The sequence below is a fragment of the Bradyrhizobium betae genome, from assembly GCF_050632175.1.
In the GTDB taxonomy this organism is placed as follows: Bacteria; Pseudomonadota; Alphaproteobacteria; order Rhizobiales; family Xanthobacteraceae; genus Bradyrhizobium; species Bradyrhizobium betae_B.
This window is the reverse complement of the sequence record NZ_CP192576.1, coordinates 1,325,041-1,339,485: the sequence shown is the minus strand read 5'-3', so window position 1 is coordinate 1,339,485 and position 14,445 is coordinate 1,325,041. Positions and strand designations below refer to the sequence as shown.

Below are 14,445 nucleotides of genomic sequence, written 5' to 3'. Positions count from 1 at the left end.
AGATGAAGGACCTGACTCGCGGCTCCATCGTGGGCCACATCCTGCAGATGTCGCCGCCGATCATGGCCGGCATGATCTCGATCATGATCTGCCAACTGGTCGATTTGTACTTCGTTTCGGGGCTGGGCGACGCGGCAGTCGCAGGCGTCGCCGCCGCCGGCAATGCCGGCTTTCTCGTCAACGCGCTGATGCAGGTGCTCGGCGTCGGCACGGTTGCGCTGATGGCGCATGCCGTGGGGCGCAAGGACCGCGGCGATGCCAATCTGGTGTTCAACCAATCGGTCGTCCTGTCGGTGCTGTTCGGACTCCTGACATTGATCGCGGGCTTTGCGCTGTCGCGCCCCTACATGCGCGCGGTAGCGGCCGACGAAGCTACGGTCGAGGCCGGAACCGTCTATCTGCTCTGGTTCATGCCGGCGCTGGCGCTGCAATTCGCCTCGCAGGTGATGGCGTCCGCGTTGCGGGCGACCGGCATCGTGCGTCCGAGCATGCTGGTGCAGGCGGTGGCCGTGGCGATCAACATCGCGCTGGCGCCGGTGCTGATTTCGGGCTGGGGCACCGGTTACGCGCTCGGCGTTGCCGGAGCAGGCCTCGCAAGTTCGATCGCGGTCTTCATCGGCGTACTGATGCTGCTGGTGTACTTCCTCAGGCTGGAGCGCTACGTCGCCTTCCATCCCGCACAATGGCGACCGCAGCTTCGGCAATGGAAGCGGATCCTCAATGTCGGCCTGCCCGCCGGCGGCGAGTTCGTGATGGTCTTCATCATCATGGCCGTGGGCTATTACGTGCTGAGCGTCTTCGGTCCGGCGACGCAGGCGGGATTTGGCATCGGGACGCGTCTGCTCGGTCTGATCCAGATGCCGGCGCTCGCCATCGCCCTCGCCGCAGGGCCTATCGCCGGACAGAATTTCGGTGCCGGCAATGGCGCGCGCGTGCGCGAGACCTTCGTCAAGGCGGTGCTGATCGGCACCGCCGTGATGATCATTCTCATGATCTTCGCGCAGCTCGCGCCCGGTCTGTTGCTGGCGGGATTCTCGAATGACCCGGAGACGATGGCGGTCGCGTCGCACTTTCTTCGGATCGTCTCGCTCAACATGGTGGCGCAGGGGCTGATCTTCACCTGCTCCAGCATGTTCCAGGGACTCGGCAATACCAAGCCCGTGTTGTGGATCTCGGCGACGCGGGTCCTCACCTATTCCCTGCCGTCGATCTGGCTCTCGACGTGGCCGGGCTTCCGGATGGAGCACGTCTGGTATTTGTCGGTCGTGACGACGACGCTACAGGCCGCCCTGAGCGTCTGGCTGCTCCGCCGCGAGTTCAACAAGCGCCTTGCGTCGCCGCCGCAGGAAAAGGTTATGGAACAGGCCGCGTCTGAGCCCGTCGCGCCGCTCAAGCGCGAACCTGCGTAACGGCGGCCTGTTTCATCCTTGCGGCCCCGGCTAATTTGCCTCGCCGTGGGGATGGTGGGCTATATAAGGGCGGAATGGACGGAGTGACGAACGAGCAGAAGCCGGCGTCCTGGCTCCCCGCGATCTGGGCGGCGCGCTATCGCACGCCGGCCCGCTTCGTCGCGCTGATCGCGCTGCTGCTGCCGTGGACGACCACCGGGCTGACGTTTGCGCTGATCCCCTGGCTGATCGCCTTTGCCTTTCTCGATCTCCGCGCGTTTCCGCGCTCGCTGCTTCGTCCGGTCTGCCTGCTGCCGATTGCGCTGGTCGCGCTCGCCGCTCTCGGTACGCTCTGGTCGGATGCGCCCTGGCCGGAGCGAATCCATGCGATCGGGCCGGCGGCAAAGCTGTTGGTGATCCCGCTCCTGATCTACCAGTTCGAGCGCTGGCCCTACGGCAACTGGGTGTTCTCGGCGTTTCTGGCGTCCTGCGCGCTGCTGATGTTGTACTCCTTCGTCGTCGCGATCGACCCCGGCCTCTCGCTCAAACCCTATCTGTCGCGTGGACCCTACAAGGTCGAGAGCGGGATCGCCGTGCGCAACTATATCGACCAGAGCCAGGAGTTCGCGCTTTGCGCCATCGCGGTACTTCATCCTGCCGTGACGATGTTCCGGCAGGGCCGCGTTCGGATCGCCGCGATGTTCACGCTGTTTGCGGTCGGGTTCCTCGCCAACATGATGTTCGTGGTGGTCTCGCGGACGGCACTGGTGACGCTGCCGCTTCTGCTCATGGCCTTCGCGCTGCTGCATCTGCGCCGCTGCACGGCCGTGGTTGCGGCCGGCGCGATGGTGCTGGCGGCCATCCTGCTCTGGACCGTCTCGCCGCACCTGCGCGCGACGATCGCGAAATTCCAGGGCGACTACGAGATGAGCATGCAGGAGAGGAAGGTCAGCGGGATGGGCTCGCGGCTGGAATATTGGCGGAAGTCCCTGGGGTTCATCGCGGACGCGCCGCTGATCGGTCACGGCACCGGGTCGATCCGTGGCCTGTTCGCAAGCGCAGCTGTCGATGCGGAGGTCGATCCGTTGCGCGGCGAGATCGTCAGCAATCCGCACAACCAGACGCTCAGCGTCGCCGTGCAGTGGGGCCTTGTCGGTGTGGCGATCCTCTACGCGCTGTGGTTCGCGCACCTTTCGATGTTTCGCGGCGACGGGCTGGCTTGCTGGATCGGTATGCTCGTCGTGGCGCAGAACATGCTGTCCTCGCTGTTGAACACGCATCTGTTCGATTTCACGTCGGGCTGGATCTACGTACTCGGTGTCGGCGTTGCCGGCGGCATGGCGCTTGGCGAAAAGCGCGGCTGGTCGGCCGCGACGACTGACGGGCTCGAAGGCCCGCGTCTGCGCCAGACTCCCGGCGGCACCCCGAAGTGACGCTTGAACGCCCGGCTGAACGCCGCTTCGGATTCGTAGCCGGTCTGGCATGCGATCGACTTGATCGGCGTCGTCCCTGACGTCAGGGCGTGAGCGGCCAGCCGCAAGCGCCAGTGGACCAGGTACTGCATCGGCGGCTGATCGAGAAAGTGCTTGAAGCGCTCGGCCAATACGGTGCGCGAGACGCCGATCCGGCGCGCTAACCTATCGACCGTCCAGTCGTGGAACGGCATGGCATGCAGGTGCCCCAGCCCCACGCCGGCGATCGGGTCGTTGATGGCGGCGAACCAACCGATTTCGGTCGCGGGCAGCCCTTGCATGTGCTTGCGCAGGATCTCGATGAACATCAACTCCGCCAGACGATGCAGCAGACTGCGCGAGCCCGGCCGCGGCGTGCTCGCTTCCGCAGCGCTGTGCCGGATGGTGCTGGCCAGCCATTCGTCGCCGGGGCCTTCCGGACTGACGTGCAGCAATACGGGCAACTGACGCAGCACGGGGTGACACAGCAGTTCGTCGCACTGAAGAAATCCGCAGATGATCCTCGTGCTGGGACCGGCGCCTCCATGCTCGAGGACGACAATGTCCGTCCACGGTGGGCGCGGCAGCAGGCCGCCGACCTGCATGGGTACGATGGGCTCGCGCCCGCGGAGCCGATGACTATCGCCGTAGGGAAGCACGATGACGTCGCCTTCGTTCAACCGCACCGGCGCGTGTCCGTCCAGCTCCACCGTGCAGCCGCCCGATGCGATGATGTGAAACGGGATGATCTCGCTTGGTGCGCAGCGGCAACAGCCTGGCAAGCTGGCATGCTTGCGGCGTCGTGATCGCCCAGGGCTCGCGAAACTCGGCGCGGAAAAGCACGGTGCCGGCAAGACGCATGCTGCCCAGCACCTCGGAGAGAAGGTCGGCCGGCGTTTCGGGCAAGACTTGCGGGGTCCTGGTCATGTTCGGCCGATCCACAGAGACATAGGATGAGACCTCGCAAAACGATTGAAGAGGTAAGCAACTTGAATAATGAGGCACGTGATCTGGTCGTCGTCATCACGCATGGCATCGACCACGAATTGTCGTCCGTTGGCGTAACCATCGCGCTCGGCGGGATGACGGCCGGCCTGAAGGTCTCGATCTTTCTGACCAGTGCCGGTGTCGACATCGTGCGGCACGGCGCCGCGGATCTCACGCAGGTCAAGCCGCTCGATGGCCTTGCCGCCATGCTGCGCGATTTCATGAACAGGGGTGGCAGGCTCTGGGCCTGCACGCCCTGCGTCAAGAGCCGCGGTTACGCGCAAGAGGACCTGCTGGATGGCGTTGTCATTTCCGGTGCGAGCGTGATGCACGAACTGATCAAGGGCGGTGCCGCCACCCTGAGCTTCTGAGCCGGAATCAATAAGAATGTTTCGGCTCGCCGCATCCTCCGATCGGGGGATGCGGCTCGACCGGCGAACACCCGTCAGTGGGGCGCGAAACTGTTGAAACTGTTCCAGACGAGGCCGAGGCCCGACAGGAACAACAGGCCCAGCACGACGTCGCCAAAATGCTTGTCGCTCAGGGCGTGGTAGACGCGTGCGCCGGCCCATGCACCGATCAGCGTGCCCGGAAAGGCGACAGCTGCGAGCCAGACCACCTTGAACGCGACGAGGCCTGATGCCGTCTGCACGATCAGCGCGGTCGCGAGCACGGTGAAATTGAACAGCTGGAAGATGCCGCGCCGCTCATGCTTGTTCCAGCCGCGGATGTTGGCCCACAGGATCGGCAGCGGTCCCGACAGTCCGGCGAGGCCGCCGAGAATGCCGCCGGCAAAGCCGATCGCGCCGTCGGCGATTCGGCCGCCGAACTTCACGGCGAGCGGCTTCTTGTTCAGGTACAGCGCACTCGGGAAGATCAGCAGCAGCACGCCGACGCTCAGCTTGAACACTTTGGGATCGGCGGAAGCGATCATCATGGCGCCCAGCGGAACGCCGATCAGTCCTCCGATCAGGAACGGCCAAACCAGCGAGAGATCGAAACTCTTCCACATCGACGGCAGCGTCGAGGTCTGCGCGACCACCGAGCAGATCAGCACCAGCGGCACCGCCAGCGATGGCGGCAGGACGTAGAGCCAGATGCCGAGCGCCATCAACGCCGTGCCGAAGCCTGCGAGGCCCGAGACGAAGCCGCCGGCCAAGGCGCCGAACAGCAGCAGCGCGTAGGTGCTCGTTTCCAACAGATCGTCCTTGTCGCAATGGGCGATCCTGAACTTTTGATCGCGACTGTCCGCATAGCACGGCCGCGGCCCTGGAGGTCAATTTCAAAACCGCACGCAAGCGTGATCTTCACAGGCGGGCGTTCGCGGAAGACGGGCCTACATGATGATCGTATTTCAGGCTTAAGGGGCGCCCGACGCGATCATGCGTTTCCATTGGCCTGTCCCCCTGACCAGAGGATGGAGAAGGACCATGATCCGCACGAGAGTCGCCGTCGCGGCTGCGCTGCTATCGGCCGCGGCGTTGATGCCGACAGTGGCGCAGGCGCAGTTTTCCGAGCCTGCGGCCTATCAGGCCGCGCATCCCGACCGCGACGTGCTCAATGGCGGTCAGCTCACGCCTGCCGGGCGCGCGGCCCGTGGCGAGACGGTGGCACCGGGCGAGGCCTATGCGGCCTATCCGTCAGGCGTTGCGCCGGTCGTTCGCTCCCGCCATCGCCGTCATCACCATTGATCTAGACGATCTGCCTGGTATCGGCTGGCCTGTGCAGCGCGCCGACGAGGATGCGCAGCGCCTCGGTCAGTTCCGCCCTGTTGCGCGCGGCGCCGAGCGAGACACGCGCTGCATGTGGCGCCGTTCCGTCCACGGTGAAGGCGTCGCCCGCGACGACGGCCAGCCCATTCCGCAGCAGATGCGCCGCGACGTCCGGACGACCCTCCGGCAGACTCAGCCAAAGATGGTGGGCCGCAGGCTTGGCCAGCAACTGAAAGCCCTTCAGTGCGCGCTGCGCGAGCTGCTGGCGGCCGATCGCCTCGTTGCGTATGGCCGTGATGATGCGATCGGCAATGCCGGTCTCGATCCAGTGCGTGACCAGCGCGACCATCAATGGCGCCGGCATCTGCACGGTGGCCTGCAGATAGCTGCGCATCTCCTGTTGCGCGGCGCTGTCGGGCGTCACGAGATACGCGACCCGCAGGGCCGGCGCGATGCATTTTGACAGCGTAGTTGCGAGATACGTCCGCTCCGGAATGAGATTGGCGATCGGCGAGGCTGAACGATCGAGCAGTCCGTAGGCGTCGTCCTCGATCAGAATCGTATCGGTATCGCTGATGATCTTTGCGATGGCGCTGCGGCGCTCGGCGGACAGCGTCGCGGTGGTCGGATTATGCAGCGTCGGGATCAAGTAGACGGCCTTCGGGCTGTGCGTGCGGCAAGCTCGCGCCAGTGCATCCGGCAAGATGCCGCCGTCGTCCATCGCGACGCCGACCAACTTGACGCCGAGCCGCGCGGCGGCGGCCTTGATGCCCGGGAAGGTCAGCGCTTCCGTCAGCACGATTTCGCCGGGCCGGGCGAGATCAGCGAGCAGGTTGAACAGGATCGTCTGCGTGCCGGGAAAGATCACGAGCCTGTCGGCGTGCGTATGCGGGACACGCGCACGCATCCAGCGCGCCGCGACCTCGCGCTCGTGCGCGCTGCCGCCGGGCGGCTGATAGTTGAGATGCGCCGTCAGGCCCGATTGCGCGCGGATGGCTTCCATCCCGGCGATGATGCGTTCGTCGAGCTGCGCCTCCAGCGGATGCGGCGGCACGTTCATCGAGAGGTCGATCGCGATGGGATGCGGCAGGTCGATCGCGCGGCGCGCGCTGGTCTCCGACACGAACGAGCCCTGTCCGACGCGCGCCTCGAGAATTCCGCGGCGCCGCGCCTCAGTGTAGGCGCGCGTCACCGTGGTCAAATCGATGTCGAGTGCTTTTGCGAGCGCGCGCTGGGTCGGCAGTTGCTGGCCGCGCACCAGGCGGCCGGATGCGATGTCGGCCTCCATGGCATCGACAATGCGCTGGTAGCGGGGCCCGCTCAGCTCCGAGATTGTAGGGGTCAAATCCATGCAATTCAGGCCCATATCCTTTGAATGTATGGATACAGGATATTATTGTATGGATCATAGAAAAGGAAGAGGTGCTGTCATGGCAACCGGTTCAGTCTCGCCCTCGAAGGCGATGTGGCGCGGCTTTTTGGGGAAGTGCCCGAACTGCGGCGAGGGGCACATGTTCGGCCGTTTCCTGAAAGTGGCCGACGCCTGCGACCATTGCGGCGAGGAGCTGTTCCACCAGCGCGCCGATGATTTCCCGGCCTATCTGGTGATGGTCGTGGTCGGCCACCTCGTGGTGCCGGCCATCCTCGCGGTCGAGACCGCCTATGCGCCGGCAATTTGGCTGCAACTGGCGGTGTGGCTGCCGGTAACGCTGTTCGCTTCGCTCGCGCTGCTGCAGCCGACCAAGGGCGCCATCGTCGGCCTGCAATGGCAGATCGGCATGCACGGCTTCGAGGCGGCCAAGCTGCGGCGCGAAGCCGGTCCGTTTGCACCGGTCTTCGTGAAGGCGGACACGCGCGCGGCTTAGTCCGTCGCTGTCATTCCGGGGGTGTGCGCAGCACGAACCCGGAATCCATTGTTCCGCATTTTCTGTAGCCCGATGGATTCTCAGATGCGCAATTGCGCATCATAGCTCTCGCTTCGCGAGCCCCGGAATGACATCCTTGCTTGGCTACGCTTGTCCCCAAATGGTGAGGGGTCCGATGCGCTAGCACCGAACCCCTCGTCACTGTCTCAGTAAGACGCGTTTTCTTCGCGAACCGGAAAACCACTTCGCTCGAAAACGCTTTAGAATATCAGCCGGCCTGTAAGCCGGGTTCTGTAGGGCACCGTCCGCTTGCGCGCACGATACGTGACGGCCATTCCTCTGGGACCATGTTTGCACATGGCCTCGAGCAACCTACCCGGACGGCGGGCCTGACATCGCCCCGCGGCGTTATCGCTTGCGCGAACAGCCCGCTACGCCGTCCCTATTCGGTTTTGCTCCCGGTGGGGTTTACCCTGCCGGCTCCGTTGCCGGAGCCGCGGTGCGCTCTTACCGCACCTTTTCACCCTTACTTCCTCCGAGGAGAAAGCGGTTCGTTCTCTGTGGCACTTTCCCTGGGGTTGCCCCCGCCGGACGTTATCCGGCACCGTATGTCAAGGGAGCCCGGACTTTCCTCCCCGGCGGCCTTTCGACCGTTGCCGGAGCGGCCGTCCGGCCGACTGACGGGCGCAGGCATGGGCATTTATGACGGTTTCGTCAAGCTGATATCGCCGCGCACGCCGCCTGCTAATAATTTACCCTGAAGATGTCGTTTGGAGTGCGGTTCGTTCGACTGGATGTCGGCGGTTCAGCCGAACAACAGGAGTTAAGCGATGCAATATCTGCTGATGATCTACCAGAACGAGGTCGAGTACGCGAAGAACGACGTGGCGACCAGCCAGAAGATGCTGGCGGAATATCAGACCTTTACCCAAGGCATCGTCCAGAGCGGCAATTTCAAGGCCGGCGACCGTTTGCAGCCGACCACGACTGCGACGACGGTGCGCGTGCGCGACGGCAAGACGCTGACGACCGATGGCCCGTTCGCGGAGACGCGCGAGCAGCTCGGCGGCTACTATCTGGTCGAGGCCAAGGACCTGAACGCCGCGATCGAGATTGCCGCGCGCATTCCGAGTGCGCGGATCGGGTCGATCGAGGTGCGGCCGATCTGGGTCTACGACAAGTGACGGCCGAACCGTACACCGACGCATGAACCCGAGCGAGATCGATGGCATATTCCGCGACGAGGCGGGGCGGGCGCTCGCCACGCTGATCCGCCTCGTCGGTGATTTCGATCTCGCCGAGGATGCGCTGCAGGACGCCTTTGCCGTTGCGCTGGAGCGCTGGACGGCTCGCGAACTGCCTGACAATCCGCGCGCGTGGCTGGTCAATGTCGCCAGGCACAAGGCGATCGATCGGATTCGCCGCCAGACCGTCTTCCGCGGCAAGGAGCAGCAGCTCGTGCATGAGCTCGAGCTGAACGCGCAAGCCGCCGACGAGCCGCCGGCGATGCTCGACGACGACATGCTGCGCCTGATCTTCACCTGCTGCCATCCTGCGTTTTCGCCCGAGGTTCAGGTCGCACTGACGCTGCGCACCATCTGCGGGCTCTCGACCGCGCAGGTCGCGCGCGCCTTTCTCGTCAGTGAGGAGGCGATGGCGCAGCGGCTCGTCCGCGCCAAGCAGAAGATCAGGCTCGCCGGTATTCCCTATGAAGTGCCCGAACGCGACGCGCTGGCGCCGCGGCTCGATGGCGTGCTCGCCGTGGTCTATCTGGTCTTCACCGAAGGCTATGTCGCAACCTCGGGCGCGGATCTGATGCGGCTCGATCTCGCGGCCGAGGCGATCCGGCTCGGCCGCTTGCTCGATCGGCTGATGCCCGGCCGTGCCGGTATCAAGGGCCTGCTGGCCCTGATGCTGCTGCACGACGCGCGCCGCGCCGGGCGCGCGAATTCGGCCGGCGATGTCGTGCTGCTGGAGGAACAGGACCGTACGCTCTGGGATCGCGCGCAGATCGAGGACGGCTTGCGTCTGGTCGATGATGCGCTTCGCACGCCCGGCCGGCCGCAAGCCTATGCCGTGCAGGCCGCGATCGCCGCGCTGCATGCGCGCGCGCCGAGTTTTGAGGAGACCGACTGGCCGCAGATCGCCGGGCTTTACGAGGTGCTGCTGCGCATCAACCCGTCGCCGGTGATCGAGCTCAATCACGCCGCGGCCGTCTCGATGGTCGACGGGCCTGCGCGCGCGCTCGATCTCGTCGATGCGATCACCGCGCGCGGCGGGCTGAATGGCTATGAGCTGCTGCCCGCGGTGCGTGCGGATCTGTTGCGACGGCTGGGTCGGCAGCAGGACGCGCGCGAGGCGTATGTCGCGGCGAGCGAGGCGACGCAGCTGGAGCCGCTGCGGCGGCTGTATGCGCGAAGGATGCGGGAGTTGGAGTAGCCGCCACAGAACTCCGTCATTGCGAGCGTAGCCGAGCAATCCAGACTGGCACCGCGGAAAGATTCTGGATTGCTTCGCTGCGCTCGCAATGACGAGCATCGTCACTTCGATGCGACGACCGTCGCATCCGCCGGCAAGCTCGCCAGCAACGCCTGCAATGTCGACAGCGTCGAGTGATCGGCGACGCCGTCCAGCCGCGCGGGGCGGAAGTGGCGTTGAAATGCGGTGACGACTTCCATCGTCGCGGCGTCGTACTTGCCGGTCAGCGGCACGCCATAGCCGTATCTGGCCAGCGCCTGCTGCAGACTCAGCACCTCGTCGCTGATGGTGCCCAGCATCAGGCTCTCGCCGCGCACGACGGGCGCGGGCGTTACCCAGTGGCCGACGCCGGAATTGGCCAGCGAATGCCATGGGAATTTTTCGCCGGGGTCCTTCTTGCGCGCGGGCGCGACGTCGGAATGGCCGAGCACCCGGTGCGCCGGCACCTTGCGGCGAAGCATGATGCCGCGACACAGCGCGATCACGGCGGCGATCTGGCGCAGCGGGAACTCCGGATAGCCCCAGTCGTGGCCGCGATTGACGATCTCGATGCCGATCGAGCAGGAGTTGATGTCGTCCTCGCCGGCCCAGGACGAGACGCCGGCGTGCCAGGCGCGCCTGGCCTCGGGCACGCATTGCACGATGCGGCCGTCCTCAAGCACGACGTAATGTGCCGATACTTCGGTGCCCGCCGTGCACAGCCGCGCCAGCGCGCCCTCGACGTCGGGCATGCCGGTGTAGTGCAGCACGATCATGTCCGCCTGCCGTCCCCTGTTGCGCTCGCCATGGTTGGGCGAGGGGATGATGTCGGAGACGATCGAGGAATCCGGTTCGAACGTCCGCACGTTCGCCGCGGCCTTGGGAACCGGGAGAACGCGTTGACGCTTCGAATCAGATCCAGACGGTGTGGACGAACCGGACGACATAGACAGCTCAAGTCGGAATGGGAGAGTGGGCCAAGCCCTTCTCTTTACTATTCCTTTACCCTCCGGTCCGCGCAATCGCGTGGTTCGGTTAACGGGTGCATTTTGGGCGCTGTGTGTGGATGACGCATCACCGCCCGATGACCTCTTCGACTTGTAACCGGCCGATCAACGCTTTCTTAACGCTAAGGGCCGTTACTGAGGGATGAAGAGCCGACCCGCGTCCGGAGGCGGCCAAAGCGTATTTTGGCTCGAAATCCCATGGCTGCCCGACAAATTCCACTGGGAACACTGGGTTTGCCGCTCAGGGCGACCGGGCCCGGATACCATGCTGCACAGGGGTTGGGTCGTGGAACCGCCGCGACGCGGAATTATTCGAGGCGTAATGGGCTCGCTCACCCCAGATTTTGCATGGACGCTCGGCGGGCCTGGCGCATGAGCTCTGCTCCGCACATCCCCGTTCTCGGCCGCGAGGCGATCGAGCATCTCGCGCCGCGCGAGGGCGGACTCTATGTCGACGCCACCTTCGGCGCTGGCGGCTACAGCCGCGCCATTCTCGACCTGCCGGGAACCCGCGTGATCGCGATCGATCGCGACCGCACGGCGATCGCGGGCGGCGCCGAACTGGTCGAGGGCTCCGCGGGCCGGCTGACGCTGGTCGAGGACCGCTTCTCCAATCTCGCCGAGGTCTGCGCGGCGCAGGGCGTCGAGGCCGTCGACGGCGTCGTCATGGATGTCGGGGTGTCCTCGATGCAGCTCGACCAGGCCGGTCGCGGCTTCTCGTTCCGCCTCGATGGTCCGCTCGACATGCGGATGGGGCAGACGGGACCGACCGCGGCGGACGTAGTCGCGCGCGCCTCCGAAGCCGATCTTGCCGATATCATCTATCTCTTCGGCGAGGAGCGGCATTCGCGCCGCATCGCCCGTGCCGTCGTGGCGGACCGGCAGGAAGCGCCGTTCACGACCACGCGCGCGCTCGCCGATCTCGTCGGCCGGGTGGTGCGCTCCAAGCCAGGCGACATTCATCCGGCGACGCGGACGTTCCAGGCTCTGCGCATCTTCGTCAACGAAGAGCTCGAAGAGCTTCAGGCCGCGCTGGCTGCTGCCGAGCACGTGCTCAGGCCGGGTGGCCGGCTCGTGGTGGTCTCGTTCCATTCGCTGGAAGACCGCATCGTCAAGAATTTCCTCGCCGAGCGCAGCAAGACCGGCGGCGGCTCCCGGCATTTGCCGGAAGTGGCGCAAACCGCGCCGAGTTTCCAGCTTCTGACTCGGCGGCCGGTGGTCGCCGGCGAGCAGGAAGTCGCGCATAATCCGCGCGCGCGTTCGGCCAAGCTGCGCGCTGCCGAGCGTAGCTCGGCGCCCGCGCATGACGATAGCGGGCAATCGTCCTGGCCAAAGCTCTCCGACGTGTTGAGGGGAGGCTAGCGCATGCGCTTCATCCACCTCCTCGTCATCGGCGCGCTGATCTTCGCGGCGGCCTATGTCTACCGGATCAAGATGGATTCGACGGCCCGCACCGAGAAGGTGCTGCGGCTGCATGCGGAGATCCGCGAGCAGCGCGATGCGATCGCTTCGCTGAGGTCGGAATGGGCCAAGCTCGATGCGCCCTTGCGCCTGCAAGGCCTGTCCGAGCGGCATCTGCCGCTCAAGCCGGTCAATGCGACGCAATATGACTCGCTGAAGAACCTGCCGGAGCGCCCGCCGCGGATGTTCAGGCCGGGCGAGCCCGACCCGATCGGAGCCATGCTCAACACCATCGAAGCCGCGAGCGATCCGGATACGGTGACGGGTTCCGTACCTCAGCCCGAGGACAAGCAATGAGCACGCCGACTCCGGCCAATCAGACAGGAAAGCCGACCGAGCCCTGGGGACAGCGGCTGATCCGCAGCCTGCTCTACGGGCGCAATGTCGACCGCGCCGCGAAGGCGCGGGCGCGCGTCGGGCTTGCGATGCTCGCCTTCACCTCGGTCTACGTCCTGATCGGGGGCCGGCTCGTGATGTTCGCGATCGGCGCCGACGCCCACAGCGCGCGGCGTGCGGCGGCGCAGGAGGTGGTCGCGACCGCGCGACCCGACATCGTCGATCGCAACGGCGCGATCCTCGCGACCGACGTCAAGGCGTCGAGCCTGTTCGGCGAGCCGCGCCGCATCATCGACAAGGACGAGGCGATCGAGCTCCTGACCGCGACGGTGCCCGACCTCGACGAGGTCGAAGTGCGCGAGCGCCTGTCGACCCGCAAGGGCTTCGTCTGGCTGAAGCGCGAGATCACGCCGAAGCAGCAGCAGGACATCCACAAGCTCGGCATTCCCGGCATCGGCTTCCTGCGCGAGAACAAGCGCGTCTATCCGACCGGCAACGAGGTCGCGCACATCATCGGTCTGGTCAACATCGACAACCAGGGCATCGCCGGGATGGAGAAGTGGCTCGACAATCAGGGGCTTGCCGATCTTCATCGCGCCGGCTTCGCCACCGACCGGCTGCAAAAGCCGATCGAGCTGTCGGTCGATCTGCGCGTCGAGCATGCGCTGCGTGACGAACTGCTCAAGGCCAAGGAGAAGTTCCACGCCAAGGCGGCGTCCGGCATCGTCTCCAACGTCAAGACCGGCGAGATCGTGGCGATGGTCTCGCTGCCGGATTTCGATCCCAACAATCCCAAGGAAGCGCACGACCCCGATCGCATCAACCGCCTGACCACCGGCGTCTACGAAATGGGCTCGACCTTCAAGGCGTTCACGCTGGCGATGGCGCTCGACTCCGGAAAGATCAACCTGAATTCGTCGTGGGATGCGCGCGGAAACCTGCACTACGGCAAGTTCACCATTCACGACAGTCACTCGCTCGGACGCTTCATCAACACCAAGGAAGTCTTCACCTATTCGTCCAACATCGGTGCGGCGCGGATTGCGCTCAGCCAGGGCGTCGAGGCCCACAAGGCCTTCCTCGCCAAGATGGGCCAACTGACGCGGCTGCGCACCGAGTTGCCGGAGAGCGCAGCTCCGCTGGTGCCGCGTCGCTGGGGTGAGTTGAACACGGTGACCATTGCGTTCGGCCAGGGCATGTCGGTGGCGCCGCTCCAGGCGGTGATGGGCATCAACTCGCTCGTGAACGGCGGCTATCTGATTCCACCGACCTTCATGAAGCGCACCGAGGCCGAAGCGGCGGCGATGGCCAAGCGCGTCATCAAGACCGAGACCAGCGACAAGATGCGATTCCTGATGCGGCTCAATGCCGAGATCGGGACCGCCAAGTCCGCGGACGTGAAGGGCTATTATGTCGGCGGCAAGACCGGCACGTCCGAGAAGGTCATCAACGGCCGCTACGCCAAAAAGCGCGTGCTCAACTCGTTCACCGCGATCATGCCCTGCGACGATCCGAAATATCAGATCCTGATCATGCTGGACGAGCCGCAGGCGATTCCTGAAACGAAGGGTTTCATCACTTCGGGCTGGAACGCGGTGCCGACCGGCGGCAAGGTGATCGAGCGGATCGCGCCGCTGCTGGGGGTCGAGCCGCGGTTCGACCTGCCGCCGTCCGAGCGCCTTATTCTTGCAGCATCCAGGACAACCCAGTAATCAACTGGGTAAGCCGTTGCCGCCGATGAGTCGGGGCTTTTCCGAAGATTCGGCTTTCCGGCACGGCAT

General features: G+C 65.2%; 13 protein-coding genes, 1 other RNA gene and 1 pseudogene. 10 read left to right on the top strand and 5 right to left on the bottom strand.

Features of this window, described 5'->3' with window-relative positions; translation table 11 throughout:
- The first annotated feature begins 2 nt into the window (after positions 1-2).
- Positions 3-1,409 (top strand): MATE family efflux transporter, encoded by a 1,407-nt coding sequence (locus tag ACQ86E_RS06660; RefSeq protein WP_431204734.1) that lies wholly within the window; start codon positions 3-5, stop codon positions 1,407-1,409.
- A 74-nt stretch (positions 1,410-1,483) separates the two neighbouring features.
- Entirely contained in the window at positions 1,484-2,821 is a 1,338-nt protein-coding gene (locus ACQ86E_RS06655; RefSeq protein WP_431204733.1) for an O-antigen ligase family protein, read from the top strand.
- Positions 2,822-2,844: 23 nt separating this feature from the next.
- Here ACQ86E_RS06655 and ACQ86E_RS06650 read toward each other — a convergent pair.
- A pseudogene (locus tag ACQ86E_RS06650) lies at positions 2,845-3,621 on the bottom strand (AraC family transcriptional regulator); the annotation flags it as partial.
- A 207-nt stretch (positions 3,622-3,828) separates the two neighbouring features.
- Between ACQ86E_RS06650 and ACQ86E_RS06645 the strand changes: the two are divergent.
- Positions 3,829-4,197 carry a DsrE family protein gene (locus ACQ86E_RS06645; protein ID WP_431204732.1) on the top strand — a complete coding sequence of 123 codons (369 nt, stop codon included), beginning with the start codon at positions 3,829-3,831 and terminating at the stop codon, positions 4,195-4,197.
- A 74-nt stretch (positions 4,198-4,271) separates the two neighbouring features.
- Here the strand turns inward: ACQ86E_RS06645 and ACQ86E_RS06640 are convergent, their stop codons facing one another.
- On the bottom strand, positions 4,272-5,024 hold the full coding sequence (locus ACQ86E_RS06640) for a sulfite exporter TauE/SafE family protein (protein ID WP_431204731.1): 753 nt from the start codon (positions 5,022-5,024) through the stop codon (positions 4,272-4,274).
- 232 nt (positions 5,025-5,256) lie between these two features.
- Here ACQ86E_RS06640 and ACQ86E_RS06635 point away from each other — a divergent pair, with 232 nt between their 5' ends.
- Positions 5,257-5,517: a hypothetical protein gene (locus ACQ86E_RS06635; protein ID WP_431204730.1), complete on the top strand. Its 261-nt coding sequence runs from the start codon at positions 5,257-5,259 to the stop codon at positions 5,515-5,517.
- Position 5,518: 1 nt separating this feature from the next.
- Here ACQ86E_RS06635 and ACQ86E_RS06630 read toward each other — a convergent pair whose 3' ends face one another.
- The gene (locus ACQ86E_RS06630) at positions 5,519-6,889 is read right to left on the bottom strand and encodes a PLP-dependent aminotransferase family protein (RefSeq protein ID WP_431204729.1); all 1,371 of its coding nucleotides are present in this window, start codon (positions 6,887-6,889) and stop codon (positions 5,519-5,521) included.
- Positions 6,890-6,938: 49 nt separating this feature from the next.
- Between ACQ86E_RS06630 and ACQ86E_RS06625 the strand changes: the two genes are divergently transcribed.
- Positions 6,939-7,403, top strand: a complete 465-nt coding sequence (locus ACQ86E_RS06625) for a DUF983 domain-containing protein (RefSeq protein ID WP_431204728.1) — start codon at positions 6,939-6,941, stop codon at positions 7,401-7,403.
- Positions 7,404-7,667: 264 nt separating this feature from the next.
- Here ACQ86E_RS06625 and rnpB read toward each other — a convergent pair.
- Positions 7,668-8,084, bottom strand: an RNA gene (rnpB, locus tag ACQ86E_RS06620) — RNase P RNA component class A.
- Between the two features lie 149 nt (positions 8,085-8,233).
- Here rnpB and ACQ86E_RS06615 point away from each other — a divergent pair.
- The gene (locus ACQ86E_RS06615) at positions 8,234-8,587 is read left to right on the top strand and encodes a YciI family protein (RefSeq protein WP_431204727.1); all 354 of its coding nucleotides are present in this window, start codon (positions 8,234-8,236) and stop codon (positions 8,585-8,587) included.
- A 22-nt stretch (positions 8,588-8,609) separates the two neighbouring features.
- Positions 8,610-9,842 carry an RNA polymerase sigma factor gene (locus ACQ86E_RS06610; RefSeq protein WP_431204726.1) on the top strand — a complete coding sequence of 411 codons (1,233 nt, stop codon included), beginning with the start codon at positions 8,610-8,612 and terminating at the stop codon, positions 9,840-9,842.
- Between the two features lie 101 nt (positions 9,843-9,943).
- Here ACQ86E_RS06610 and ACQ86E_RS06605 read toward each other — a convergent pair whose 3' ends face one another.
- Entirely contained in the window at positions 9,944-10,807 is an 864-nt protein-coding gene (locus tag ACQ86E_RS06605) for an N-acetylmuramoyl-L-alanine amidase (RefSeq protein ID WP_431204725.1), read from the bottom strand.
- A gap of 432 nt (positions 10,808-11,239) precedes the next feature.
- On the opposite strand from ACQ86E_RS06605, the gene rsmH reads away from it, so the two are divergent.
- The 3 genes from rsmH to ACQ86E_RS06590 are packed head-to-tail and all read left to right on the top strand — an operon-like array spanning position 11,240 to position 14,376.
- The gene (gene rsmH, locus ACQ86E_RS06600; protein ID WP_431204724.1) at positions 11,240-12,229 is read left to right on the top strand and encodes a 16S rRNA (cytosine(1402)-N(4))-methyltransferase RsmH; all 990 of its coding nucleotides are present in this window, start codon (positions 11,240-11,242) and stop codon (positions 12,227-12,229) included.
- Positions 12,230-12,232: 3 nt separating this feature from the next.
- Complete coding sequence (gene ftsL, locus ACQ86E_RS06595; RefSeq protein ID WP_431204723.1) at positions 12,233-12,625, top strand: cell division protein FtsL; 393 nt, start codon at positions 12,233-12,235, stop codon at positions 12,623-12,625.
- Positions 12,622-14,376 (top strand): peptidoglycan D,D-transpeptidase FtsI family protein, encoded by a 1,755-nt coding sequence (locus tag ACQ86E_RS06590; protein WP_431204722.1) that lies wholly within the window; start codon positions 12,622-12,624, stop codon positions 14,374-14,376. The genes ftsL and ACQ86E_RS06590 overlap by 4 nt, the downstream gene beginning before the upstream one ends.
- Positions 14,377-14,445 lie beyond the last annotated feature (69 nt).

Excerpts from the sequence above, each read along its gene's own strand:
- ACQ86E_RS06660 (WP_431204734.1), top strand. The coding sequence starts at position 3 with ATGAAGGACCTGACTCGCGGCTCCATCGTGGGCCACATCCTGCAGATG.
- ACQ86E_RS06655 (WP_431204733.1), top strand. The coding sequence starts at position 1,484 with ATGGACGGAGTGACGAACGAGCAGAAGCCGGCGTCCTGGCTCCCCGCG.
- ACQ86E_RS06635 (WP_431204730.1), top strand. The coding sequence starts at position 5,257 with ATGATCCGCACGAGAGTCGCCGTCGCGGCTGCGCTGCTATCGGCCGCG.
- ACQ86E_RS06630 (WP_431204729.1), bottom strand. The coding sequence starts at position 6,889 with ATGGATTTGACCCCTACAATCTCGGAGCTGAGCGGGCCCCGCTACCAG.
- ACQ86E_RS06625 (WP_431204728.1), top strand. The coding sequence starts at position 6,939 with ATGGATCATAGAAAAGGAAGAGGTGCTGTCATGGCAACCGGTTCAGTC.
- ACQ86E_RS06615 (WP_431204727.1), top strand. The coding sequence starts at position 8,234 with ATGCAATATCTGCTGATGATCTACCAGAACGAGGTCGAGTACGCGAAG.
- ACQ86E_RS06610 (WP_431204726.1), top strand. The coding sequence starts at position 8,610 with ATGAACCCGAGCGAGATCGATGGCATATTCCGCGACGAGGCGGGGCGG.
- ACQ86E_RS06605 (WP_431204725.1), bottom strand. The coding sequence starts at position 10,807 with ATGTCGTCCGGTTCGTCCACACCGTCTGGATCTGATTCGAAGCGTCAA.
- rsmH (WP_431204724.1), top strand. The coding sequence starts at position 11,240 with ATGAGCTCTGCTCCGCACATCCCCGTTCTCGGCCGCGAGGCGATCGAG.
- ftsL (WP_431204723.1), top strand. The coding sequence starts at position 12,233 with ATGCGCTTCATCCACCTCCTCGTCATCGGCGCGCTGATCTTCGCGGCG.
- ACQ86E_RS06590 (WP_431204722.1), top strand. The coding sequence starts at position 12,622 with ATGAGCACGCCGACTCCGGCCAATCAGACAGGAAAGCCGACCGAGCCC.